The organism is Actinoplanes ianthinogenes (assembly GCF_018324205.1).
GTDB lineage: Bacteria > Actinomycetota > Actinomycetes > Mycobacteriales > Micromonosporaceae > Actinoplanes > Actinoplanes ianthinogenes.
Genome location: NZ_AP023356.1, coordinates 6,585,128 through 6,609,937 on the forward strand (window position 1 = coordinate 6,585,128; position 24,810 = coordinate 6,609,937).

General features: G+C 73.0%; 19 protein-coding genes and 1 pseudogene. 9 read left to right on the forward strand and 11 right to left on the reverse strand.

Annotated elements, in window-relative coordinates; genetic code table 11:
- Positions 1 to 15 precede the first annotated feature (15 nt).
- Genes Aiant_RS30030 through Aiant_RS30050 form a run of 5 tightly spaced genes read right to left on the reverse strand, consistent with a single transcriptional unit; the run spans position 16 to position 3,910 of the window.
- The gene (locus Aiant_RS30030) at positions 16 to 1,074 is read right to left on the reverse strand and encodes a glycosyltransferase family 2 protein (RefSeq protein ID WP_189336393.1); all 1,059 of its coding nucleotides are present in this window, start codon (positions 1,072 to 1,074) and stop codon (positions 16 to 18) included.
- Positions 1,071 to 1,847 carry a carotenoid biosynthesis protein gene (locus Aiant_RS30035; RefSeq protein ID WP_189336394.1) on the reverse strand — a complete coding sequence of 259 codons (777 nt, stop codon included), beginning with the start codon at positions 1,845 to 1,847 and terminating at the stop codon, positions 1,071 to 1,073. The genes Aiant_RS30030 and Aiant_RS30035 overlap by 4 nt, the downstream gene beginning before the upstream one ends.
- A gap of 3 nt (positions 1,848 to 1,850) precedes the next feature.
- Positions 1,851 to 2,429, reverse strand: coding sequence for a GNAT family N-acetyltransferase (locus tag Aiant_RS30040; protein WP_189336395.1), 579 nt, complete (start codon positions 2,427 to 2,429; stop codon positions 1,851 to 1,853).
- Positions 2,430 to 2,432: 3 nt separating this feature from the next.
- Positions 2,433 to 3,098: a monooxygenase gene (locus Aiant_RS30045; RefSeq protein ID WP_189336396.1), complete on the reverse strand. Its 666-nt coding sequence runs from the start codon at positions 3,096 to 3,098 to the stop codon at positions 2,433 to 2,435.
- Positions 3,095 to 3,910: an SDR family NAD(P)-dependent oxidoreductase gene (locus Aiant_RS30050; RefSeq protein WP_189336397.1), complete on the reverse strand. Its 816-nt coding sequence runs from the start codon at positions 3,908 to 3,910 to the stop codon at positions 3,095 to 3,097. The genes Aiant_RS30045 and Aiant_RS30050 overlap by 4 nt, the downstream gene beginning before the upstream one ends.
- Positions 3,911 to 3,983: 73 nt before the next feature.
- Here Aiant_RS30050 and Aiant_RS30055 point away from each other — a divergent pair, with 73 nt between their 5' ends.
- Positions 3,984 to 5,933, forward strand: a complete 1,950-nt coding sequence (locus tag Aiant_RS30055; protein WP_189336398.1) for an APC family permease — start codon at positions 3,984 to 3,986, stop codon at positions 5,931 to 5,933.
- 74 nt (positions 5,934 to 6,007) lie between these two features.
- On the opposite strand, the gene Aiant_RS30060 is transcribed toward Aiant_RS30055, so the two are convergent.
- The 3 genes from Aiant_RS30060 to Aiant_RS30070 form a co-directional block, all read right to left on the reverse strand.
- Positions 6,008 to 6,790: a hypothetical protein gene (locus Aiant_RS30060; RefSeq protein ID WP_189336399.1), complete on the reverse strand. Its 783-nt coding sequence runs from the start codon at positions 6,788 to 6,790 to the stop codon at positions 6,008 to 6,010.
- 180 nt (positions 6,791 to 6,970) lie between these two features.
- Positions 6,971 to 7,960: an IS481 family transposase gene (locus Aiant_RS30065; RefSeq protein ID WP_212847250.1), complete on the reverse strand. Its 990-nt coding sequence runs from the start codon at positions 7,958 to 7,960 to the stop codon at positions 6,971 to 6,973.
- A gap of 409 nt (positions 7,961 to 8,369) precedes the next feature.
- Positions 8,370 to 8,531 (reverse strand): hypothetical protein, encoded by a 162-nt coding sequence (locus Aiant_RS30070; protein ID WP_189335711.1) that lies wholly within the window; start codon positions 8,529 to 8,531, stop codon positions 8,370 to 8,372.
- A gap of 751 nt (positions 8,532 to 9,282) precedes the next feature.
- On the opposite strand from Aiant_RS30070, the gene Aiant_RS30075 reads away from it, so the two are divergent.
- From Aiant_RS30075 to Aiant_RS30110, 8 genes and pseudogenes are all read left to right on the forward strand, one after another.
- On the forward strand, positions 9,283 to 9,684 hold the full coding sequence (locus tag Aiant_RS30075) for an SAV_6107 family HEPN domain-containing protein (RefSeq protein ID WP_189335833.1): 402 nt from the start codon (positions 9,283 to 9,285) through the stop codon (positions 9,682 to 9,684).
- A 260-nt stretch (positions 9,685 to 9,944) separates the two neighbouring features.
- A pseudogene (locus Aiant_RS45985) lies at positions 9,945 to 10,745 on the forward strand (hypothetical protein); the annotation flags it as partial.
- Between the two features lie 248 nt (positions 10,746 to 10,993).
- Positions 10,994 to 12,829 carry a DNA polymerase Y family protein gene (locus tag Aiant_RS30085; protein WP_189335713.1) on the forward strand — a complete coding sequence of 612 codons (1,836 nt, stop codon included), beginning with the start codon at positions 10,994 to 10,996 and terminating at the stop codon, positions 12,827 to 12,829.
- Between the two features lie 12 nt (positions 12,830 to 12,841).
- On the forward strand, positions 12,842 to 16,195 hold the full coding sequence (locus Aiant_RS30090) for an error-prone DNA polymerase (protein ID WP_189335714.1): 3,354 nt from the start codon (positions 12,842 to 12,844) through the stop codon (positions 16,193 to 16,195).
- Positions 16,196 to 16,259: 64 nt separating this feature from the next.
- On the forward strand, positions 16,260 to 16,637 hold the full coding sequence (locus Aiant_RS30095; protein WP_189335715.1) for an SSI family serine proteinase inhibitor: 378 nt from the start codon (positions 16,260 to 16,262) through the stop codon (positions 16,635 to 16,637).
- A 27-nt stretch (positions 16,638 to 16,664) separates the two neighbouring features.
- Positions 16,665 to 17,411: a methyltransferase domain-containing protein gene (locus tag Aiant_RS30100; RefSeq protein WP_189335716.1), complete on the forward strand. Its 747-nt coding sequence runs from the start codon at positions 16,665 to 16,667 to the stop codon at positions 17,409 to 17,411.
- Positions 17,408 to 18,598: an alkaline phosphatase family protein gene (locus Aiant_RS30105; RefSeq protein ID WP_189335717.1), complete on the forward strand. Its 1,191-nt coding sequence runs from the start codon at positions 17,408 to 17,410 to the stop codon at positions 18,596 to 18,598. Before Aiant_RS30100 ends, Aiant_RS30105 begins: the two co-directional genes overlap by 4 nt.
- Before the next feature lie 227 nt (positions 18,599 to 18,825).
- A complete protein-coding gene (locus Aiant_RS30110) occupies positions 18,826 to 19,218 on the forward strand; it encodes a DUF3040 domain-containing protein (RefSeq protein ID WP_185040298.1) in 393 nt (130 codons plus the stop codon).
- A 493-nt stretch (positions 19,219 to 19,711) separates the two neighbouring features.
- Here the strand turns inward: Aiant_RS30110 and Aiant_RS30115 are convergent, their stop codons facing one another.
- From Aiant_RS30115 to Aiant_RS30125, 3 genes are read right to left on the reverse strand one after another with little or no spacing between them, the layout of a single operon-like run.
- Positions 19,712 to 22,153: a transglutaminase TgpA family protein gene (locus Aiant_RS30115; protein WP_189335718.1), complete on the reverse strand. Its 2,442-nt coding sequence runs from the start codon at positions 22,151 to 22,153 to the stop codon at positions 19,712 to 19,714.
- On the reverse strand, positions 22,150 to 23,448 hold the full coding sequence (locus Aiant_RS30120; protein ID WP_189335834.1) for a DUF58 domain-containing protein: 1,299 nt from the start codon (positions 23,446 to 23,448) through the stop codon (positions 22,150 to 22,152). Before Aiant_RS30120 ends, Aiant_RS30115 begins: the two co-directional genes overlap by 4 nt.
- Before the next feature lie 2 nt (positions 23,449 to 23,450).
- Positions 23,451 to 24,488: an AAA family ATPase gene (locus Aiant_RS30125; RefSeq protein WP_189335719.1), complete on the reverse strand. Its 1,038-nt coding sequence runs from the start codon at positions 24,486 to 24,488 to the stop codon at positions 23,451 to 23,453.
- Positions 24,489 to 24,810 lie beyond the last annotated feature (322 nt).

The window sequence follows — 24,810 nt, forward strand, 5'->3', positions numbered from 1 at the left end:
CGAAGAAGGGTCCGTTCAGACGGGACGGCCGCGCCAGGACAGGCGGCGGTGGCGTCGGCGGTGGAAGGAGCGCGCGATCAGGCAGGCGAACAGGACGACGGAGACCGGGTGGGCCAGGGCGTCCGGGAAGGCGCGGCCGCCGGTGGCGCGGGCGGCGAGCACCCGGCCGGTGACGCCGAGGAGGTAGGCGAACAGGGCGATCCAGGGCAGTGCGAGGAGCGGGACGACGTAAAGCAGGAGCAGCATCGCGACGACGGCGGCCGCGCCGGTCGCGGAGCCGAAGGACGCCCAGAGCGACTTGGCGTAACCGTCGGTCAACTCGCGCCACGAGTCGTACATCCGGCAGGTGGCCAGGCGGGATCCGTCGGCGAGCGCGATCCGGCCGCCGGCGCGTTTCACCGCGCGGGCCAGGGCGATGTCCTCCAGGATCTCGTCACGGACCGCGGCGTGCCCACCGGCCCGCTGATAAGCGGACCGGTCCAGGACCAGCCACTGCCCGCCCGCGGCGGCCAGCGACGGCCGCGGCGAGCGTTCCATGCCGCGCAGCGGCAGGAAGGTGAGCCAGGACCACTGCAGGAGCGGTTGGACCAGACGCCCGGCACCGACAATCTTCGGGTACGGGCTGAGCAGTCCCGTCCGGCTGCGCCTGAGCAGATCGACGGCTCCGGCCACGGCGTCCGCCGCCAGCACCACGTCCGCGTCCACGAAGACCAGCACGTCCACGTCCCCGGCCAGGTCGGCGAGCTGCCGGCAGGCGTGCGGCTTGCCGAGCCAGCCGGGCGGCAGCGGCGCCCCGGTGTGCAGCCGCACCCGGTCGCCGGCGACGGCGCGGACCACGTCGGCGGTGCCGTCGGTGGAGCCGTCGTCGAGGACGTGCACGGTCAGCTCCGGCACACCCCGCTGGGCGAGCAGCGACCGCAGGCAGGGCGTGACCCGGGCGGCCTCGTCGCGCAGCGGCAGCAGCACGGCCACCCGCTCACCGGTGGTCGCCTCCCGGCGCGGGCGGCGCAGCAACAGCGCGTTCACCGCGGTGTGCAGGGTGAGCAGCAGCAACGGCAGCAGGACGAGGATCATCCGACGTTGCTTCGCTCGGCGACTCCGGCTCGCCGGCCGCGCAGCAGGGGGAGGACGGCGGCGCCCATGAGCACCGCGCCCCAGGCGGCCGACGCGGGGAGTCCGAGGAAGACGGCGTGGGCGAGCACCGATGAAGCGTAGGTCCACACCCACAGGGCCAGCGCGGGGGTGTCCGAGGGCGCCGGACCGTCGGCGGCGCGTCCCGCGGCGGCGCCCAGCGCGATCATCAGCAGCACCGCGAAGCCGATCCAGCCCAGGTAGTTGCCGAGCGGCACCCCGGGCACGCCGGGCAGCGCCGGCGTCGGGTGCCGCCAGGTCCAGTAGTCCTCGGCGACCATCTGCGGGTCCAGGAAGACGTCCCAGGCGGCCAGGCCGGCCGCGGCCACCAGCACCCGGGTCGCCCGGCGGCGCGCCACCCGCAGCGCCGCGAGCCAGGCCGGCCAGGCCATCCAGGTCCAGGCCAGCGGGATGATCAACGGTACGTCGAGCAGGCGCGGCCCGAGCCGCCCGGAGTACTCGTAGACGCCGAACGGGAAGCCGGTGGCCACGCCGACCGCCTCGACCGCGAAGCCACCCAGCGTCGCGGTCGCCACCAGCGCGACGGCCGCCCGCGGACCCCGGGCCAGCAGCGCGTGCGACACCGAGAACGCGACCCCGAGCAGCACCGTCAGCACGGTCAGCCGGGCCCGCGTGTCACCGCCGGTCAGCGGATAGCAGATCTGCGCGCACACCAGCGCGGCGAGCAGACCCCAGGACACATACCGCTTGCTCACCGGTCAGGCGCCGGCCATCCCGGACGCGTCCTCGACCGGGCGCTCGGCGAGGGGCAGCTCCCGGCCCAGCACGGCGAACGCCCGCTCGTCGCCGGGGAAGTAGAAGTGCCGCAGCACGTCGGTGAAGCCGTACCGCCGGTACAGCCGCCAGGCGCGGGACACCTGCTCGTCGGCCTCCGGCGTGGAGAGCAGCACGGTGGTGCCCTTGGCCATGGCGAGCAGGGCGCGCAGCTGGCGGGCGCCCACCCCGTGGCCCTGGGCGGCCGGGCGCACGTGCAGCTCGACCACCTCGAAGCAGTCGGCCAGCCACTGCCGGCGGGACGGCTCGTCGAGGGCGTACCGGACCTGGTCGTGCCACCACTGGCCGGGGGCGGAGGTGTAGCCGTACCCGAAGCCCATCACCCGGCCCTCGGTGGTCAGCGTCGCCACCGCCCGGAACCCGGGCCGGCGCACGTGCGACCCGATGTACCCCCGGCGGGTCTGGAGCAGCTCCTGGCGGTAGCCCATCGCCTCGCCGTAGACCGCGACCACGTCGTCGAGCCGCCGCAGCAGGTCGTCCGGCTGCCACGCCACAAGCCTCATCGCTTACGTCCGCTCCCGTCCCGGCGTCCAGCCCAGCACGGACCGGTCGCCGCTGATCCCGAGCACCGCGAATCGGGCGAACAGCTCCTCGGCATACCAGCGGTCGGCCGGGGTCCGGGCGATCGCCGCACGGTGTCCCGGCTGACGGTACGCGAACGCGGTCAGATCCGCCGCGCCGCGCCACACGCTGACCGTGCCCTGCCAGGCGATCGGCGCCTCACCGACGCCGAACCGGGCGAGCAGCCCGGGCGCGGCGGCCACCTCGTGGGCCACGGCCGGGACGGCCCGCCAGAACCGGAGCGCGCGGGTGGGGCGCAGCCGGGCCCGGGTCAGGGCCAGCACCATGCCGTCGTGGCGGCGGCCGGTCGGCGCGAACGGCTCCCGGCCCGACCAGGTGCCCCGGCTGATCAACGGCTCCAGGTCGACGCGGGCCCCCGCCTGCGCGATCCGGTCCCAGGCGGGAAAACGTACCGGGGAATCGCTCACCGTGATCGCCGCCCACCGGGTCAGATCGGCGTCCCCGGGCCCGAAGGTCCGGCCCGTGCCGGTGCCCAGGAACTTGCCGAACCGCAGGCCGGACAGGTGGTGCCGGGCGGTGGCCATGCGCAGCATGGCCGAGCCGACCGCGCGCCGGGGCACCCGCCAGACGTGCAGGGTGACGTCGGTCATTCCTTCGTGAGACCGGTCGCGGTGAGGCTGGCGTCCCACAGGTCGGCGGCGAGTTCCGGGTCGCGGGCGTGCGCGGCCGGGCGGGTGACGGTGCGGCCGACGTAGTAGGCGCCGTTCTCCAGCTCCCCGGCCGGGGTGGTGAGCAGCCAGGTCAGCAGCTCGCCGGCGGCCTCCGGGGTGACCAGGCCGGGCGCGTACTTGTAGAAGAGCCGGGTCAGTCGGCCGGCGCCGAAGTTGGTGCGGACCACGCCCGGGTGGAAGGAGACGCTCAGCACGTCCGGCCAGCGGCGGGCGGCCTCGGCGGCGAACAGGATGTTGGCCGACTTGCTGGCCCCGTAGGAGCGCCAGGAGGAGTACGACCGCAGGTCCTCGGCGAAGTTGGTGCCCGGCCGGCCCTGCACGTGCGCGCGAGAGGCGGTGTTCACCACCCGGGCGCCGGTCAGCCGCTCCCGCAGCAGGTGGGTGAGCAGGAACGGGGCCAGGTGGTTGGCCTGCATGGTGGCCTCGTGCCCGTCGATCGTCAGGTGGGCGCGGTTGATGATGCCACCGGCGTTGTTGGCCAGGGCGTGGATCGCCGGATAGTCGGCGAGCAGCCGGGCGGCGAGCTCGCGGACGTCGTCGAGCTGCTCGAAGTCGGCCTGGAAGTGCCGCGGCTCGCGGCCGCCGGCCTCCCGGACCCGGGCCACGGCGGCGGCCAGGCGACCGGCGTCCCGGCCGACCAGGATCACCTCGTCTCCGCGGGCGGCCAGCTGCTCGGCGGCGGCCAGGCCGACGCCGGAACTGCTGCCGGTGATCACGATTGTCTGCGACATCGGGCCTCCTGGACTGCGGCTTGTCGTACCTCTGGTGCATCCTGACACTTGCTCGTCCGAGGAAGAGGGTGGCATGAGCACCGAGATCAACGTACCGGCCGTCGTGGAGCCGGTCCGGGAGCGGCCGTCGCAGCACGCTCTGCCCCGCTGGCTGCTGGCCCACCGGGTGCAGCCGGTCGGCCCGGAGTCCGAGCACGCCACCCACGAGCAGCCCTGGTGGAAGGTGATGTGCCTGACCGGCGTGGACTACTTCTCCACGCTGTCCTACCTGCCGGCCATCGCGGCGCTCGCGGCCGGCGCGCTCTCCCCGCTCGCCACCCTGCTGATCGTGGCGCTGACCCTGCTCGGCATGCTGCCGATGTACCGGCGGGTGGCCAAGGAGAGCCCGCACGGGCAGGGCTCGGTGGCGATGCTGGAGCACCTGCTGCCGTTCTGGCGCGGCAAGATCTTCGTGCTGGTGCTGCTCGGCTTCGTCTGCACCTCGTGGATCATCACGATCACGCTGTCCGCGGCCGACGCCACCGTGCACATGACGGAGAATCCGTACCTGCCCGGCTTCCTGCACGGCCACCAGGTGCTGATCACCGTGGTGCTGCTACTGATCCTCGGCTTCGTCTTCCTGCTCGGCTTCAGCGAGGCGGTCGGCGTCGCGATCCCGCTGGTCGCGATCTTCCTGCTGCTCAACGCGGTGGTCACGGTGGTCGGCCTGGTCGACGTCTTCGGCACCGCGGGCGCGCTGTCCACCTGGGTCGATCGCCTGACCGAGCACGGCAGCAGCTTCGCCGACCTCATCGGACCGTCCATCCTGGCCTTCCCGGCACTGGTGCTCGGGCTCTCCGGCTTCGAGACCGGGGTCAGCATGATGCCGCTGATCAAGGCCGACGGTCTCGAGTCCCGCATTCACAACACCCGCAAGCTGCTCACCACCGCGGCCGGGATCATGAGTGTCTACCTGATCGCCACCAGCTTCGTGACCACGGTGCTGATCCCGCCGCAGGAGTTCGAGCCGGGCGGCGCGGCGAACGGGCGGGCGCTGGCCTATCTGGCGCACGAGCAGCTCGGCGAGGTCTTCGGCACCGTCTACGACATCAGCAGCATCCTGATCCTCTGGTTCGCGGGCGCCTCCGCGATGGCCGGCCTGATCAACATCGTGCCGCGGTACCTGCCCGGTTACGGCATGGCGCCGGAGTGGGCCCGGGCGGTCCGGCCGGTCGTGCTGGTCTACACGGTGATCAGCGTGGGCATCACGATCGCCTTCGGTGCCGACGTGAACGCGCAGGCCGGGGCGTACGCGACCGGCATCCTGGCGATGATGGTCTCCGGGGCGGTGGCGGTGACGATCTCGGCGTACCGGGCCGGCCAGCGGGGCGCCGCGTCCGGCTTCGGCGTGCTCACCCTGGTGCTGCTCTACGCCCTCGGCGACAACATCATCGAGAAACCGGACGGCATCGCGATCTCCGCGGTGTTCATCGGCGCGATCATCCTGATCTCGCTGATCTCCCGGGTCACCCGGACCACCGAGCTGCGCGCGGAGCGGATCGAGTTCGACGAGGCGGCCCGGAAGTTCATCGCCGACTCGATCGAGCACGACGGCGAGCTGAACATCGTGGCCAACCAGCGGCAGGCCGGCGACCAGGCGGAGTACGACGCCAAGGAGGGCGAGCAGCGGGGGATGAACCCGGTGCCCGGCCGCGCCGACATCCTCTTCCTGGAGATCGACGTGGTCGACCCGTCGGAGTTCAGCGACGTGCTCGAGGTGCACGGCGTCGAGGTCGGCGGGCACCGGATCCTGCGGGTGCAGAGCCCGGCCGCGCCGAACGCGATCGCCGCGGTGCTGCTCGCGCTGCGGGACGCGACCGGGGTGCGGCCGCACTGCTACTTCGAGTGGGCGGAGGGGAGCCCGCTCGGGCACCTGTTCCGCTATCTGCTCTTCGGGCGGGGGGACACGGCGCCGGTGGTCCGCGAGATCCTCCGCCAGACCGAGCCCGATCCGGAGCTGCGTCCGCGGGTCCACGTCGGCTGAGCCCGCTCCCTGAGCGGGCCGGCCAGCGCCAGGGTGACCGCCACCACGGTCACCCCCCTACGGCGCGAGCGATGTCAGCCCGCACCGATGATGCCGAGCAGCGGGGCGGTGGGTTCCAGCGCCGAGAGTGCACCGGCCACTGTCATGAGAAGCAGCACACACGCGGTCAGGGCCGTGATGACACCGAGCGTGCGGTGCATGAATCTGACGCAGGTGGCGCTCGGGTCGCCGGTGATACGCCGCCTCCAGAAATAGGCGCTCGCCAGGCCGGCTGCCACCATCAGCGTGGCGGAGATCCCCGCCGTGACCCACTGATATCGCTCGACCTCGCCGAGCAGCACCGTCAGCACGGGGGAACCGGCGTGCGGGCCGGCCGCATTCGTCAGCCCTCCGCGCATCTCGCTCACCACCTGGGCGAGTCGTCCGTCAGCGGTTCTACCGGGCAACACCCCCAGCAACGGGATCAGAGGCAGGGCCGTCACCTGGATGTTCACCGACAGCACCCAGACAACGAAAACCGTCGACGTCGTTGCGGCCGTGGCGATCGCCGCGTACCAGCGCCGGCCACGCAGATACTTCTGCCACAGCGCGGTCGTGAGCAGGGCCAGGACAACGGCCGACAAGGCGCTGATCACGACCTTGATCGCATGCCATCGGAACCAGTAGTCGACCAGCGACGTCAGGTGGGCGGGGAACGCCCGGGATCCGCTTTCCCAATACTCGACGAAAGCACGCCCGAGGGCATCGTGCAGTTTCGCGTCGCTGTAAGCCCCGAAACTCGGCCTCAGGAGGACCCTGGGGGCAAGCTCGAATGCCGCCCCCAACGCTGCGCCGGCCACCAGCAGCAACCCGATCACGGACCTCGCATGCAGTCGAACAACTCTACGGCCGGAATCCGGTGTCGGTCCGGCGGCGCCAGGTGGCGTGATCGATCGGAATCGCATGGGATGACGGTAGGGACCGGCAGCTCAGAGCACGATGACGCAGGAGCTAGCACCACCGGGGCAGGTGGCTCCACCTGTGCGGTATAGCTGGCTCTACCTGTTCTGCCCAGAGAGGTTAGGAACGCGGCTGGCGGGTGAGCCGCCGATGGCGGAGTGGTAGCGGTGGTGATTGTAGGTGTGCAGGAAACGGGGTAGGGCTTTGCGGCGGGCGTTTTCGCTGGTGTATGGCTTGGAGTAGGCCCATTCATCGGCCAGTGTGCGGTGGAAGCGTTCCACTTTGCCGTTGGTCTGCGGCCGGTAAGGACGCGTCTTTTTCACGGTGACGCCCAGTTCGGCGCAGGTCTCGCGCCAGAGGCGGGAGATGTAGCAGGAGCCGTTGTCGGTCAGTACCCGGGCGATGCTGATGCCGTGGCCGGCGAACCAGGCGTGGGCGCGTCGCCAGAAGGCGGTGGCGGTCTCTTTCGTTTCGTCGGCCAGGATTTCGGTGTAGGCCAGGCGGGAATGGTCGTCGAGGGCGGTGTGCAGGTAGGCGTAGCCGAGCCGGGCGCCGCCGAACCTGTCGGTGCGGTGCCCGGTCGTGGCGGTGCGGTTGAGTTTGCCCTGGGCGCGGCCTTGGGTGCGCCAGCCGCCGCCGTCGGGGATGTTGCCGAGTTTCTTGACGTCGACGTGGATCAGATCGCCGGGCGCTTCGTGTTCGTAGCGGCGGACCGGTTCGGCGGTGGCCCGGTCCAGATGCGTCAGGGGTACAGCACCGGCCCGGCGCAGGATCGCGTGGCAGGTCGAGGCGGGCAAGCCGAGTCGCCAACCGATCCGGACCGGGCCCAGGCGCTGGCTGCGACGTAGATGCAACACTCGTCGTTCGATCGGCCGGGGTGTGCGGCGGGGACTGTGACGCGGCCGGCTGGGCCGATCGCGCATGCCGGCGGCGCCCTCGCTCTGGTAGCGGTCGGCCCAGCGTTTCGCTGTCGTCGGGCTGACCTGGAACCGATCCGCGGCCCGCCGTAGCGACCAGCCGTCATCGACGACGCACCGGGCCAGCCTCAATCGGCCGCGTTCGGTCAACGGAGCGTTAGCGTGGGGCACGAGGACCTCCCGGGTGTGGTGTGGAACCTTCGACAAGCTCCACCTCACCCGGAGGTCCTCACCTATTTCAGCAAGTCAGCCCCGTTACCAACGTCCGTGAGCAGAACATCTACCCAGGTCGGGTCGTCCAGTGGCCGGTCCTTCGGTGCCGCGCGCGGACAACAGTCGAGTGTGCCGTCCTGGCGGCCGCGGTCCATGGCGCAAAGGGTCGCAGCCACCAGGCCCAGCCGGGTACTGCTCGGCTGGCCTCCAGCGCCCTATTCCGTTGCTGGATAGGGCCATCAGGGCCAGCTGGGTACTGCTCGGCTGGCGTCCAGCGCCCTATTCCGTTGCTGGATAGGGCCATCAGGGCCAGCCGGGTACTGCTCGGCTGGCGTCCAGCGCCCTATTCCGTTGCCGGATAGGGCCATCAGGGCCAGCCGGGGTACTGCTCGGCGGGCATCTGCGGGTGCTGCTGGAGGCCGGGCTGGTGGCGCGGCGGCGGGTGGGCCGCAGTGTGCTCTGCACCCGAACCGGGGCGGGCGAGGCAGTGGTCCGGGCCGCCGTCGGCTGAGGCCGGTTTGTCGATCATCTGTTCGAAAAAAGGGGCGGCGTGGCGTCGTGAAGGTTGCGGTTTTGTCGTAGGGGGGTGTTAGTCTCTGCTGTAGTTAGAACGGATGTTCGAACGGCGGCCAGCCTCACGGACATCCGGTCTGGCCCCCCGGGAGCGTGTTTCGCGGCGCGTCTCCGGGGAGCGGCACCCGCGAAGTGCCGCACATGCGTGGTCCGAGCATTCGCGGGTTCGGGCTTCGCGACAGGCAGGCCGCCGCTCACTGCCCCCGACCCCCGGTGGTGGGCGGCGGACCCGCCGGCAGTGTCCGGCCGGGTGTGGTGTGGGGAAGCTTCACATCCGGCCGGTCTGCGCCGGGGTTCCTACTGCCCGTGGGGCCCCGGCACCCGGCCTTGTCGGCCGCCCCGGTCGTCCGGCCGCGCCACTCGGGTGGCAGCGGCGGGAGCGGGGTGGTTCAGGTGTGGCCCGTTGCGACTTCCTCCGTAGCGGTCCGGTTCGGCCAGTACGTCGGATGCGGAACAGGCGAGGAGAAACGAGCATGGCGAGCACCACGGCCCCCGGCCTGATGTCGGCTCCCGGCCCGGCCCACACACCCGGCACCGCTGCGGCGGCACCCATGCCCGGCACCCATGCGGCGACACCCATGCCCGGCACCGCTGCGGTGGCACCCATGCCCGGCACCCACGCGGCGACGCCTGTGCCCGGTCCGGCTGCGCCGGCGCCGGTGGGGGCCACGGGCAGCCGGGCGGAGGCGCCCGCGGTGCCGGCGCACATGCTGCCCCATCGGAGTCCTGCCCAGCTGCTGGCGATCGCCCGGCAGGGGCTGGCCGAGGCGGCGCACACCGATCCTGACGGCCTGCGATACGCGGCGGCTCATCTGGCCGCCTTGCGCGCGGCCGCGGCTCTGCTCGCCGCCCGGGCCCGCCCGGCCGCACCCGGGCGGCGGGCCAGGGCGACCAGCGTCTGGTCGCTGCTGGCGATGGTCGCTCCGGAGTTCGGCGACTGGGCCGGTTATTTCGCTCTCGGCGCCGGGAAGCGAGCGGCGGCCGAGGCCGGCATTCCGCGCGTGGTGAGCGCCCGGGAGGCGGATGACCTGCTGCGCGCGGCCGAGCAGTTCGTGACGGTGGCGGAGTCTTCGCTCGGGATGTCCTATCAGCCGCCGCTGGCGGCCTGATCGATTTCTGCTTTTCCGGGCTCGGCGCTGCCGGGCGGGTGAGTCGTGGCTCGATGCCGCCGGCCCGGGAGCTGCGGCGTCAGCCGGGGGGATGACGGGGCCGGCCGAGCGCTTCGAGGTTGGTACCTGCGGTCAGCGGGCCTGGAACTGGCGGGCCGCTGCCGGGTGGCTTCGGCCGGGGCGCGCGTCGGAGGGGAACGCGCGGCTCGGGCGGAGGGGTGTCGCCGCGGTTGAACACACGGGGAACAGAGCGGGGCACGATGGCAGGGCGCATGATCAGTGGCACGGCCGCCCTCGCGGAACTGGTGCGGCCGGCGAGCGGGACGGATGAGTCCGGCGCGCACCGGATGCTGCCGGTGGCGGCCGAGTTGGGAAATCTGCTGCCCGGCGGCGGCCTGCGGCGCGGGAGCACGGTGGCGGTGGCCGGTGGCCGGGCCGCGCGGGCCGGTGGCGGGACCTCGCTGATGCTGGCCCTGCTCGCGGCCGCGTCCCGGGCCGGGTCGTGGTGTGCGGTGGTCGGGTTGCCGGCGCTCGGTGCGCTGGCCGCGGCGGAGACCGGGATCGTGCTGGAACGGCTGGCGCTGGTGCCGGAGCCGGGGCCGGACTGGCCGACGGTGGTGGCCGCCCTGATCGACGGCGTGGACGTGGTGGTCACGGCGGTGCCCGGGCCGGTGTCCGCGTCCATCGCGAGCCGGTTGGCGGCGCGGGCGCGGCAGCGGGGGAGCGTGCTGATGCCGTTCGGCGACTGGTCCGGGGCGGATGTGACGTTGCAGGTCAGCCGGGGACGCTGGGAGGGCCTCGGGGACGGCCGGGGGCGCCTGCGCCGGCGCGAGGTGACCGTGGTCGCCAACGGTCGCGGTGCCGCCGCCCGCCCCAGGGAGCTCACCCTCTGGATGCCCGGGCTGACCACTCGCCCGGACGCCACTCCCGCCATCGGCGGGGGCACGCCTGCGACCAGCCCGGATACCCGGCCGATGCCGGTTGTCCCGGAGCCTTCCGGCGATCGGGCGATCCGCGCCGTCCCGGCGCCGGCCGATGACGTCTCGCCGGTTCGTCCGGCTTCTGCGCGGGCCGGCGACGTCTCACCGGCTCGTCCGGCTTCCGCACGGGCCGGTGACGTCTCACCGGTTTCCGCTTCCGCGCGGGCCGGCGGAAGCGGAAACCGCTGGGGCGAGGGGGAGCTGGTGCTTGTCGGAGCAGGGACCGGTGCCGACGGGACCGCCGGGCGGAGTGCGGGCCCGGGACGGCGGCGGGGCGGGGAGGGGAAGCGGCGGGGAGTGCCGGCTGGATCTTCGGGTGGGAGCTGAGGATGGGGGACGGGGCGCGGACGTTGTTGCTCTGGTGTCCGGACTGGCCGGTGGTGGCGGCGGAGATCGTGCTCGGGGTGCCGGCCGGGGAGCCGGTGGCGGTGTTCGCGAACAATCGGGTGCTGGCCTGTTCCGAGGCGGCCCGGCGGGAGACCGTGCGGCGCGGGCTGCGGCGGCGGGACGCGCAGGGGCGGTGTCCCCAACTGATCGTGGTCGAGCATGACCCGGGGCGGGATGCGCGGGCGTTCGAGCCGGTGGTGGCGGCGGTCGAGGAGGTGGCGGCCGGGGTCGAGGTGGTTCGGCCGGGGGCCTGTGCGCTGGCGGCTCGGGGGCCGTCGCGGTACTACGGGGGTGAGGAGGCCGCCGCCGAGCGGATCGTCGAGCACGTCGCGCAGAGCTGTGCGGTGGAGAGCCAGGCGGGGATCGCGGACGGGGTGTTCGCGGCCGGGATCGCGGCGCGCAGCGGGCGGATCGTCGCGCCCGGGGAGACGCCCGGGTTCCTGGCCGGCGTGCCGGTCGAGGCGCTGGAACGGCCGGAGCTCGCCGATCTGCTGCGCCGGCTCGGTGCCAAGACGCTGGGGGAGTTCGCCGCGTTGCCGGCCGGGGACGTGCTGACCAGGTTCGGGTTCGACGGGGCGCTGGCGCATCGGCTGGCCCGGGGCGGGGACCATCGGCCGCTCGCGGTGCGGCAGCCGCCGCCGGATCTGGCTGTCGAGGAGACCTACGACGAGCCGCTGGACCGGGTGGACACGGCCGCGTTCGCCGGGCGGGTGCTGGCCGAGCGGCTGCACGAGCGGCTGGCCGGGCACGGGCTCGCCTGCACCCGGCTCGGCGTCGAGGCGGTCACCGCGGACGGCCAGGAGCTGTACCGGGTGTGGCGGCACGACGGGCTGCTCACCGCGGCCGCCATCGCCGAACGGGTGCGCTGGCAACTGGACGGCTGGCTGACCGGGGCGCGCCGGAACGCGCCGGCCCGGCCGACCGCCGGTCTGGTCCGGTTGAGCCTGATCCCGGACGGTCTGCTGGCGCACGCCGGCTTGCAGCCGGGTCTGTGGGGGGACGCGGGCGCCGAACGGGATCGCGCGCATCGGGCGTTCAGCCGGGTGCAGGGTCTGCTCGGCCCGGAAGCGGTGGTGACCCCGGTGATCGGTGGCGGCCGCTCCGGGGACGACCAGGTTCGGTTGGTGCCGTGGGGCGACGAGCGTTCGCCGGCCCGGCCGGCCACCTCGCACGCCGATCCGATCCCGGACCTGCGCACGGTCCCGGTCCTGGATCGCACCGTCGCTCCGGAGCTTCCGGGGATGCCCGCCCGCCAGTTCCCGGTGCCGGTCAACCCCGCGGGCCCGGCGCCGTTCACCGTGATCAACGGCGAGGCGCGGGGGGCCGGGCGGGAGGTGGTTGCCGCCGGGGGCGGGGCGGGTGCTGCGGGCGTACCGAAAAAGGATGTGGATCTGAAGCGGCCCGTGGTGACCACCGGCCGGGGGCGGAAGGGTCCGCGGCCTCCGATGGTGCCGCCCTGGCCGGGGCGGATGCCGCGGCCGTCACCGGCGATGGTGTTGCCGCAGCCGATTCCGGCGGTGGTGCATGACGAGACCGGTTTGCCGATCGGGGTGTCGGCGCGGCTCGAGCTCACCGGTGTGCCGACCACCCTGACCGTCGATCGGTCCGCGCCGCTGCCGATCACCGGGTGGGCCGGGCCGTGGCCGATCGACGAGCGGTGGTGGGTGCCCGAGGAGGCGCGGCGGCGGGCCCGGTTCCAGATGTGCCTGGCGGACGGCCGGGCGTTGTTGCTCTCGCTGGCGGCCGGTCAGTGGGCGGTGGAGGCGATCTATGACTGACCGGGCGGGCCGATGAGTTTCCACAATCCGGAGCGGCCGTGGGCCGAGATGGAGCGGACGCTGTCCGGAAAGTCCCGGGATCTCTGGTCGGATCCCGGGCCCGCCCGGGTCGTCGATCCGATCGTGGCGGACGGTGACGGCGGGGACTCGCCGGCCTGGACCCGGAAGCGGGAGCCCTACCGGGCACCGGCCCTGGTCCGCGCGGAGTCCACAGTCGACTACGCCGAGCTGCACTGCCACACCAACTTCAGCTTCCTGGACGGCGCCAGTCACCCCGAGGAGCTGGCCGAGGAGGCCGCCCGGCTCGGCCTGACCGGGCTGGCCGTCACCGATCACGACGGTCTCTACGGCGTGGTCCGCTTCTCCCAGGCGGCCCGCGAGCTGCGCCTGCCCACCGTCTTCGGCGCCGAGCTGTCGCTGGGCCTGACCCGCCCGCAGAGCGGCGAGCCGGACCCGGAGGGCACCCACCTGCTCGCCCTGGCGCACGGGCACGAGGGCTACGCCCGGCTGTCCCGGGTGATCGCCGAGGCCCAGCTGGCCGGTGGGGAGAAGGGCAAGCCGGAGTACGGCAGCCTGGAGCATGTCGCCGAGACGCTGAAGGACCACGTGCTGGTGCTGACCGGCTGTCGCAAGGGGACCGTCCCGCGGGCCCTGGCCGCCGGCGGGCACGCCGCGGCCGGGTGGGAGCTGGACCGGCTGGTCGACCTGTTCGGCGCGCCGAACGTGGCGGTCGAGCTGACCGACCACGGCGACCCGTACGACGCGGACTACAACGACGCCCTCTTCCTGCTGGCCGGGCAGCGTGGGCTGGAGGTGGTGGCGACCGGCAACGTGCACTACGCCACCCCGTCCCGGCGGCACCTGGCCACCGCGCTCGCCGCCGTCCGGGCCCGGCGCAGCCTGGACGAGATGGACGGCTGGCTGCCCGCGGCCGGCACCGCCCACCTGCGCAGCGGCGCCGAGATGGCGCGCCGGTTCGCGGACTATCCGGGCGCGGTGGCGAACGCCGCGATGTACGGCACCGGCCTCGCCTTCGACCTCGACCTGGTCGCCCCGAAGCTGCCGGACTACGAGGTGCCGCCCGGGCACACCGAGATGAGCTGGCTGCGCGAGTTGACCATGCAGGGCGCCAGAGCTCGTTACGGGGAGCACCACCCGAAGGCCTATCGGCAGCTCGAATACGAACTGCGGATGATCGAGGAGCTCGGCTTCCCCGGATATTTTCTCGTCGTCTACGACATAGTGGACTTTTGTCGAAAAAACCGAATCTATTGCCAAGGGCGCGGTTCGGCGGCCAACTCGGCGGTCTGCTACGCCCTGTGGATCACCAACGTCGACGCGGTCGAGTACAACCTGCTCTTCGAACGCTTCCTCGCCCCGGAACGCGACGGCCCGCCGGACATCGACGTGGACATCGAGTCGGACCGCCGCGAGGAGGTCATCCAGCACGTCTACCAGAAGTACGGCCGGGAGCACACCGCCCAGGTCGCCAACGTGATCTCCTACCGCCCCCGCTCGGCGGTCCGGGACATGGCCCGCGCGTTCGGCTTCTCGGCCGGCCAGCAGGACGCCTGGAGCAAGCAGATCGACCGGTGGGGCGACGTCGCGACCGCCGGCAGCGACATGCCGGAGCAGGTGGTCGAGTTCGCCAACGCGGTGCAGAACTTCCCCCGCCACCTGGGCATCCACTCCGGCGGCATGGTGATCTGCGACCGCCCGATCATCGAGGTCTGCCCGGTGGAGTGGGGCCGGATGCCGGGCCGCACCGTGCTCCAGTGGGACAAGGACGACTGCGCCGCGGTCGACCTGGTCAAGTTCGACCTGCTCGGGCTGGGCATGCTCTCCGCGCTGCACTACGCGTACGACATGATCGAGGACGAGCTGGACATCGGCACGATGCGGCTCGACGACCCCGAGGTCTACACGATGCTCTGCCGGGCCGACTCGGTCGGGGTGTTCCAGGTGGAGAGCCGGGCCCAGATGGCCACGCTGCCCCGGCTCAAGCCGGACTGCTTCTACGACCTGGTGATCGAGGTGGCGCTGATCCGGCCGGGACCGATCCAGGGTGGTTCGGTGCACCCGTACATCCGGCGCAAGAACGGCCTGGAGGAGCCGCGCGTGCCGCACCCGCTGATGAAGAACGCGCTGGCCAAGACGCTGGGGGTGCCGCTGTTCCAGGAGCAGCTCATGCAGCTCGCGATCGACGTGGCCGGTTTTGATCCGTCCGAGGCGGACCAGCTGCGCCGGGCCATGGGCGCGAAGCGCTCGGTGGAGAAGATGGAACGCATCCGCCGCCGCCTCTACGAGGGGATGGCCGGCAACGGGATCACCGGCGAGCTGGCCGACGACCTGTTCCACAAGCTCTCCGCGTTCGCCAGTTACGGCTTCCCGGAGAGCCACGCGATGAGCTTCGCCTACCTGGTCTACGCGAGCGCCTGGCTGAAGCGGTACCACCCCGCGGCGTTCTGCGCGGCGCTGCTGAACGCGCAGCCGATGGGCTTCTACTCACCGCAGACCCTGGTCGACGACGCGCGCCGGCACGGTGTCGAGGTGCGCCGCCCGGACATCAACCGCAGTGACGCGATGGCCACCCTGGAGACCACGCCGGCGAGCCGGCGGAAATCCGAACCCGGGGAGCCGCCGCACGCTTGGGGTCTCGGCGGGCCCGCGGTCCGGCAGGGATTGAAGGCTGTCCGTACGATCGGCGCCGAGCTCGCCGAGCGCATCGAGGCCGAGCGGCGCGCGCACGGGCCGTACCGGTCGATGACCGATCTGGCCCGGCGGACCGGATGCTCGACCGCGCACCTGGAGGCGCTCGCCACCGCCGACGCCTTCGCGAGCTTCGGCCTCTCCCGGCGCGAGGCACTGTGGGCCGCCGGAGCGGCCGCCCAGGACAAGCCGGACCGGCTGCCGGGGACGGCGACCGGCACCGAGGCGCCGATGCTGCCCGGGATGAGCGAGGTGGACCTGCTGGTCGCGGACGTCTGGGCGACCGGGCTGTCGCCGGAGACGCACCCGGCGCGGTTCATCCGGGAGGAGCTGGCGCGGGCCGGGGCGGTGCGGATCGCCGACCTGCCGGAGGTCGAGGCGGGCAGCCGGGTGCGGGTCGGCGGGATCGTGACGCATCGGCAGCGGCCGGCCACCGCGGGCGGCGTGACGTTCGTGAACCTGGAGGACGAGACCGGGATGCTGAACGTGACCTGCTCGCCCGGGCTCTGGCTGCGGTACCGGCGGGTGGCGCGGAGCAGTTCGGCGCTGCTGGTGCGCGGGAAGCTGGAGAAGGCGGAGGGGGTGCTGAACCTGGTGGCGGATCGGCTGGACGCGATCACGCCGCCGGTGACGCCGGCCTCGCGCGATTTCCGGTGAATGCCGGAAATGTGCGCCTTGTTGGCATAGGGTGCGCTACCAAAGAACCAACGGGGAGTGCACCATGTTGTTGCGCATCTGTGCCGGCCTGGCCGCGGTCCTGTCCGCCGCCGTGCCGGTGAGCGCCGAAGCCCGCCCGGCCACCGGCTCACGTCTCGTCCTCACCTACACGGCCGACGCGGGTTACGCCACGGCGGTCAAGCTCACCTGCGACCCGGCCGGTGGCGGCCATCCGAAACCGGCGCAGGCCTGTGCCGCGCTCACCCGGGCCGGCGCCGACCCGGCCCGGCTCAGGCCGGCCGACCGCTACTGCTTCCTGCTCTACCGGCCGATCACCGCGCGGCTCGCCGGCACCTGGCGCGGACGCTCGGTGACGTGGGCGCACACCTACGGCAACAGTTGCGAGATGAACCGCGCCACGGGCGTCCTGTTCGATTTTTAGACTTGTCCCGGCCGCTACGCTGCCTGGGTGGACACCGCAATCGCACGAACCGGCCGGCCGCTCGTCACCGCCCGCACCGCCGCGGTCTGGGCCGTCCTGCGCCGGGAGCTGGACCGGCACGCCGGCCGTGAGCTGACCGTCCTGGACGTCGGCGGCGGCACCGGTGGGTTCGCCGTGCCCCTGGCCGAGGCCGGGCACACCGTCACCGTGATCGACGCCAGCCCGGACGCGCTCGCCGCCCTGACCCGCCGCGCCGCCGACGCGGGCGTGGCCGGCCGGGTGCGCGCCGTGCAGGGCGACGGCGACGCGCTCGCCGGGCTGGTCGAGCCGGGCAGCGCCGACCTGATCCTGTGCCACGCGGTGCTCGAGGTGGTCGACGACCCGGCCGCCACGGTCGCCGCGATCGCCGGCGCGCTGCGGCCCGGTGGCGCGGTCAGCCTGCTGGTCGCCAGCCGTGCCGCCGCGATCCTGGGCCGCGCCGTCAACGGTCACCTGCGGGCGGCGTCCGCCCTGGTCACCGACCCGGAGGGCCGGTCCGGGCCGCGCGACACGCTGCGCCGGCGCTACGACGCGGACACCGCCGCGGCGCTGCTCGGCGGCGCCGGGCTCCAGGTCGAGGAGACGCACGGCGTGCGGGTGGTCGCCGACCTGCTGCCGGCCACCGTCGTCGAGGAGGACCCGCAGGCGGTGCTGGACCTGGAGCTGGCGCTGAGCGCGCAGCCGCCGTTCCGGGACATCGCCTCCCAGCTGCACCTGTTCGCCCGCCGGCCATGACCGCCGATCCTTCGTTTCCGGAGGACGGTCTTCATCCGGACGCGCTGCGGCTGGTCCGGCCGGCCTACGGCACCGGGAGCCTGGCCGACCTGCTCCCCAGCGTGAGCGCCGTGCTCGGGGTGCCGGGCGCGGCCGACGTGCTGGGCCTCGGCGCCCGCCTCGACGGGGTGGACAAGATCGCGGTGCTGCTGGTGGACGGGCTGGGCGCCTATCAGCTGCCGCTCGCCGCGCCGCACGCGCCGGTCCTGGCCGACCTCGCCGCCGGCGGTCGCGGGCACGCCGGCACGCTGACCGCCGGATTCCCGTCGACCACCCCGGTCAGCCTGGTCACCCTCGGCGCCGGGGTGCCGCCCGGGGCGCATGGCGTGCTCGGCTTCACCGTCCGGCGCCCGGACGGGCGGCCGCTCACCCACATCCTCTGGGGCGACGACCCGGACCCGCGGCAGTGGCAGCCGGTGCCGACCCGGATGGAGCTCGCGGCCGCGGCCGGGGTGCGGGTCACCGTGGTCAGCCGGCCGCAGTTCGAGGGCAGCGGGCTCTCGCTCGCGGCGAATCGGGGCGGAGCCTACCGGGGCGCCGCCGACGCGACGGCCGTCGCCGGCGAGATGCTGGCCGCGCTGCGGGAGGCGGACGGCCCGGCGCTGGTCTACGGCTACCACCCGGACCTCGACCACTTCGGGCACGAGGACGGGGTCGGCTCGGAGACCTGGCGGGAGGCCGCCCGCGGCGTGGACAAGCTGCTCGACCGGGTGGTGCACGGGCTGCCGCCGCGGTCCGCGCTGCTGGTGGTCGCCGATCACGGGCAGCTCAACGTGCCCCTGGAGGGCCGGCGGGACATCGCCGCGATCCCGGAGCTGAGCGACGGCGTGATCGGGGTGGCCGGTGAGCCCCGGGTGCGTTATCTCTACGCCGCCGACGGGGCGCTCGGCGACGTGCTGGACAACTGGCGCGGGGTGTTCGGGGACGAGGCCGCGGTGATGACCCGGACCGAGGCGATCGAGGCCGGCTGGTTCGGGCCGGTGCCGGCCGGGCACGCCGACCGGATCGGGGACGTCGTGGTGCTCTGCTGGGGCCGGACAGTGTCGGTGGCCTCCGGCTGGGAACCGGTCAAGGCGGGTCAATTGGTGGCATATCACGGCTCGGCCACCGCGGCCGAGATGACCGTGCCCCTGCTGCTCGCCCGATGACCTTTCATATCCGTATCACTCGATGTCGCCGGACGGTCTACCTGCCGTAACGACGCAGGTGAGACGGGCTTTTCGGACGAATCGATCTTCTCGGCACGGAAAATCACCCGCACTCGGCCGTCGTCCCGCTTTCCGACCCGCCAACCCCCTCGTAGACTTGCGTGGTAAGGCAGCCGACGGCTGCCCCGGCCCCACGCGGGCCGGACTTGCGCCCGGGGAGGAAAGCCGTGCCGCTCTCGGAGCACGAGCAGCGGCTGTTCGATCAGATCGAGCGGTCGCTTGCCGAGGACCCCAAATTCGCCTCGGCTGTGCGGGCCAGCGACCCGCGTTTCCATGCACGGCGCCGGCTCATCATCGCCGCGTTCGTGATCGTGCTTGGTCTGGCTCTCGTGGTTTACGGGACAGTCGCCAGCAACACGTTGCTCGGCGTGGCCGGCTTCGTCGTGATGCTCGGCTCGGCCGCCTTCGCGATGCAGTCACGCAAACGCGGCCAGGCCCCGGATCTCCGGTCCGTCGGCGGCACCGCCTCCCGGCGCACCCGGTCCGGTCGCCGGGGTAACGGTGGGCTGCTCGACCGCCTGGAGGACCGCTGGAAGCAGCGGCCGGAGGGGCATCGCTGACGGCCCGGCCGGTGACGACCGACGGCGGCCATCGGCCGCCGTCGCCATTTCCCCGCTGCTTGCTCACGGCAGGCGGCGGTTTGCTGCCGCCATTTCCGGTACGCCGTGAGCACGGCCCCGTGATGACCCCCGGCTGCGCTGCTCGTCCGTAGTCCCTGCGTTGCGGACGTCGCGAGATCGCGTCCGCTGCTTTCTGCGCCGCGCATCGTGCGTGCTGGTCGGGCCGGGCTTCGTGCGTGCTGGTCGGGCCGCGCATCGTGCGTGCTGGTCGGGCCGCGCATGGCGCGTGCTGCTCGGGCCGCGCATCGTGTGAGTTGCTTCGGCGCCACGGAATCGTGGCCGCCGCTTCGTGCGTCTGCGGATCGTGTGCCCCGCTCTTGGCAGTACCGATCGCTTGCGCGCCGCCGATCGTGTCCGCCGGCCGCCCGTGGCCCCGAGCACGAGAAGGCCCTCTCCTCGACCGAGGAGAAGGCCTGTCGTCGTCGAGGCCTGGTCAGCGAGCCCGGTTCAGCAGACGCCGCGGGTTGAACCGCGCCAGCCCGTCCCGCACCCGGGTCGCCGCCTCCATCGTCCGGGTGCCGGCCTCGGCCATCCCCAGCCGCCAGGACAGGGTGATCGACGGCGGCAGCAGCACCGCCCGCATCCGGATCCGCGCCGTCGCCGAGTGCGACAGCCCGGCCCGCACCTGCTTCAGCGCCGAGTTCAGCTCGGCACCGTGCATCGGCTCCCGCGCGTACCGAGCCCGCTCCTCAGCGGTGCCCAGCAACTCCGCCGCCGTGGCCGGCTCCGCCCCGAGGACGCCCTCGTGCACCAGGCGCTGCGCGGTGACCCGCGGCGTCTCCGTCGGGTCGATCGCGATCCGGTAGTCGACCATCGTGTCGATCAGCTCGTCCCAGGCCGCGTGCGCGTCCGCCCGGGCCCGCGCCGTGTCGCTGGTGACCACCAGCCCGGTGACCGCCCCGGCGGTGCCCGGCTCCGGCGTCGCCGGCGGCGGACCGATGGTCGCGTGGTGCCGCTGGCGGCGTAGCAGAACCCGGCGCACGGCCGGCACCAGCAGCAGCGCGAGCACCGTGAAGACCGCGATGGCGATCAGCAGACCGGTCCAGTTGTCCTGGTCGGGGGCGGACCCGCCGGCCAGGGTGGGGTTGCTGCCGTCGGTGCCACCCCGCTCCGGTTTCTGCGTCTGGCCGGGGGCGGCGGACGCGTTGGTGCCCGGGGCGGCCGAGCTGGACGCCGTGGTGGTCGGCGTGCTCGTCCGGTCGGTGTCCGGCGCCCAGTCCGAGCGGGCCGAGCCGGTCACCCCGGTCGACGGCGTCGCGTCGAACGGGATCCAGCCGAAGCCCTGGAGGTAGACCTCGGTCCAGGCGTGCGCGTTCCGGTTGGTGATCACATACCAGTCGTTGTCCTTGCTGCCGCGGGTGAAGCCGAACGCCACCCGGGCCGGGATCCCGGCCGCCCGCACCATCCACGCCATCGCGGTCGCGTACTGCTGGCAGTACCCCTGCTTGTTCCGCAGGAACGACTCGATCGCCGGCATGTTCGGCGTCGACGTGGTAGTCACCGCGTACGAATACCCGTTCTTCTTGGAGAACGAGTCGTAGATCGCCCGCACCTTGTCGTAGTCGGTGGTCTTGCCCCGGGTCAGCTGCCGGACCTTCTGCTCCACGTAGGCGTTGCTCGGGACCTGGGTGAGCTGCTGGAGGTTGCTGTTCTCCGGCGTCGGCTCGGCCTGGCGCAGCTGGCTCGGCGAGTAGTCCGGCCGCAGATAGTCGATCGAGTACTTCTGCTTGTTGGTGGTGACCCGGTTCGAGTACAGCACCTGCTGGTTCGGGTCGAACGCCCAGGTGCCGGAGAGGCCGCCGATCGAGACCGGGTAGGAGTAGATCGGCGCCATGGTCTGCTTCAGCTGGTCGGTGATCTCGATGTCCGCGTGGTACTGCTGGAACGAGACCGACGACCCGGCGCTCGGGTTCGGCAGGCTGCCCTTGTCGAGGGTGTTCCCGTTCGGCGGCTGGCCGCCGGAGCCCTCCTCGGTGAGCTGCTCGGCGACGCCGAAGCGGAGGTAGAACGGCTCCTTCTCGGTCGTCCTGACCTTGAGCAGGGTGACCGTGTCGGAGCGGTTGAGCTGGCCGCTGAGCGCGGCGTACAGGTTGATCCGCCCGCCGCCGCCCTTGCCCAGCCCGCCGCCGACCCCGTTGCCGCTCTGGGTGAGCTGGGACAGCAGGCCGCCGGTGACGGTCGGCACGACCAGCGGCAGCAGCACCGCCACCACCACGCCGACCAGGCCGAGCCGCCGGCCGGCCGCGGCCAGCGGGGACGGCTCCCAGACGTCCACGTCCCGGCCGTCGCCGGTGAACCGGCGGCCGAACCGGCGCACCCGGTCCACGTTGTCGGCGACCAGCAGCCAGAGGTAGCCGCAGGCGCCGATGACGAACGGGGCGACCGGCACGCTGTCCGGGTAGACCGCGACCGGGATGGAGTAGATCGCCAGCATCGGCAGGCCGGCCAGGGCCGGCCGCCGGAACACCGCGGTGAGCAGGTCCACCACCACGGCGACCGCGCCGATGCCGGCGGCCGTGACGAAGAGCAGGCCGTCCCGGTCCGGGACCGGCACCGCGTACTGCCGGGTGTCCTGCCCGGCCTGCTGGATCAGGTCGGCGAAGTGGGCGAAGCTGGCCGGCATCGGCACCAGCAGCTCGTGCCCGCTCGGGAAGATCCAGGTCAGCGTGACCACCAGGGCCACCACCATGCCCAGCGCCTGGGCCCAGCTCGGGAAGCGCAGGGTCCGGGTGAGCACCGCCGACCCGGCCACCATGATCACCACGAGCAGCACCTGGAGCAGCCAGGTCCACGAGTCGAAGATCGTCGACAGCGGCGCGGCGGCCAGCAGCGTGGCGCCGGCCGCGACCAGTCCGAGACGACGGCGGCCGGTCATCGGATCACCCCGCCGACCGTCTCGGCCATCGCCGCGCGATACGCGAACCCCTGCGAACCGCGGCCCACCGTGGGCCACAGCGCGGGCAGCGTCTCGCCGTGCGTCACCGGCACCGACCGCCAGCCGCTGCGCACCAGCGCGAGCGAGGCGGCGGCGTGCTCCCGGTCCGACTCCTGCCGGTCGCCCGGCGTCATCGGGATCCAGGTCGAGCTGTCGATGGCGAAGCCGATGCAGGTCGCGCCGTTGCCGCGCAGCCCGGTGAGCAGGTGCGCCTCGGCCGTGGTGAGCGTGCCGAACAGTCCGATCACCAGGCCGCCGTCGGAGCGCCGGCGGACCTGCTCGACCAGGCCGGCCACGTCACCGGCGGAGGTGAGTTTCACGTCGGCCAGGGTGTCCAGGATCAGGCCCTCGCCACCGGCCTCGGCCGCGTCGATGTCCATCCCGGTCCCGGTGACCAGGCGCACCTTGTAACCGGCCTCGCGCAGGTGCACCGCGATGCTGGCGGCCGCCGAGACCGCCCACTCGAAGCTGGCCGTCGGGCCCTCGCCGCGATGCGCGTGCGCCCGGGTGTCGAGCACCACGGTCGCCCGGCTGTCCCAGGGCTGCTCCTCGCGGCGGACCATCAGCTCGCCGGTGCGGGCGGTGGACCGCCAGTGCACCCGGCGCAGGTCGTCGCCGCGCCGGTACTCCCGGGTGGCGGCGTCGTCCTCGCCGTGCACCGCCACCGAGCGGGCCCGGCTGTCCCCGGTGCCCGCGTACTCCCCGGCCAGCCGCACCCGGGGGAGCGGCAGGACCTGCGGGATCACGGTGAGCTGGTCGACGCTGGGGAACGAGCGGGTCAGCTCGCACAGCCCGAACGGGTCGGTCAGCCGGACCACCAGGGGACCGATCGGGTAGCGGCCGCGGACGTCGGCGCGCACGGTGTACGCCACCGAGCTCGCCTGGTGCGCGCCGAGCCGCTCCAGCACCACCCGGGGACGGCTGCCCAGCGCATAGGGCAAGCGGTCCTCCAGCAGCATGGTGCCGGTGGGCAGGCGGGAGAGGTTCTGCAAGCGCAGGATCACCCGCGCGCTGGAGCCGACCGGCGCCCGGCCCGGCTCCAGGGACCGGGTGCAGGCGAGCTTGTACCGGCTGCGCCCGACGTAGGCCGCGGCCAGCAACGGCAGCGCGGCCAGCAGCACGGCGACCCGCAGCAGGTCACGCTCGCCCAGGATGAGGGCGGAGATCCCGGCCGCGATCGCGGCGGCCAGGAACGAGCGGCCGCGCGTGGTGAGACCCCGCAGCGCCTCCCGCATGCTCACCGCCCCCGGGACTCGTACGGCGCGCGGCCGTCCCGGGTGTCGTACGGATTCCGGTTCGCCTGCGGGATCGGCAGCCGGTGCACGATCTCGGACACGATGGTGTCCGTGGTGCGGCGGTTGAGCTGCGCGTCCGGGGTCGGGATGAGCCGGTGCGCGAGCACCGGGACGGCGAGCGCCTGGAGGTCGTCGGGCAGCACGTAGTCCCGGCCCTCCAGGGCGGCGACCGCCTTGGCGGTGCGCAGCAGCTGGAGGGTGGATCGCGGGGACGCGCCGAGGCGGATCTCCGGGGCCTCGCGAGTGGCGGTGACCAGGGCGATCGCGTACTGCTGGACGGCGTCGGCGGCGTGCACCGCGCGGGCCGTCTCGATCAGCCGGCGGACCAGCGCGGCGTCGGCCACCGCGTGGATGTCGTTGAGCGGGTCGTGGTCGCCGTGCAGGCCCAGCATGGCCAGCTCGGCGCGGGGATCGGGGTAACCCATCGCGATCCGGGCGGTGAACCGGTCTCGCTGCGCCTCGGGCAGCGGGTAGGTGCCCTCCATCTCGATCGGGTTCTGCGTGGCCACCACCATGAACGGGGCTTGCAGCTCGTAGGTCGTGCCGTCGACGGTGACCTGCCGCTCCTCCATGCACTCCAGGAGGGCCGACTGGGTTTTCGGCGAGGCACGGTTGATCTCGTCGCCGACCACCAGGTTGGCGAAGACCGCGCCGGGCTTGAACTCGAAGTCCCGGGTCTCCTGGTTGTAGACGCTCACCCCGGTGACATCACTGGGCAACAAGTCCGGGGTGAACTGGATCCGGCGCACCGAGCAGTCGATGGACCGCGCGAGGGCCTTGGCGAGTTTCGTCTTGCCGACGCCCGGCACGTCCTCGATCAGCAGGTGTCCCTCGGCGAGCAGAACCGCGAGGGCCAGCCGCACCGTCGCGCTCTTGCCCTCGATGACCTGCTCGATGTTGGTCATGATGGCTTGCGTCGCGGCGCGGAACTCGGCGCTGGTCAGCGGTCCTGTCGGCTCGCCCCAGGTCGGCGTTGTCACGGGCTTCCTCCCAGTAGTACGTACCCCGAGGGTGGGTCACCCACCGTCAGGGCACCCCAAGGTTGCGGGCGCCCAGCGGTCCGTGGGCCTCCGGCGCTCGCCGCCCGTCCTGACAGGTTATCCCCGGACGTACACCCCTCCGAAAGGCCGGAACGCGAGCGCTTTCCAGAAAACGGAGCAAACACGGTCCATTTACCGACGGTGATCGGATTTCAGACCCGTTTCGTACGCGCGGGCATACCGGTCGCCGTGCGTGACGGTGGGCGGGTATCATGGCGCGCATGGCTCGGTCTGTTCTGCTCCTTAGCCGGCCGCGCTGAAC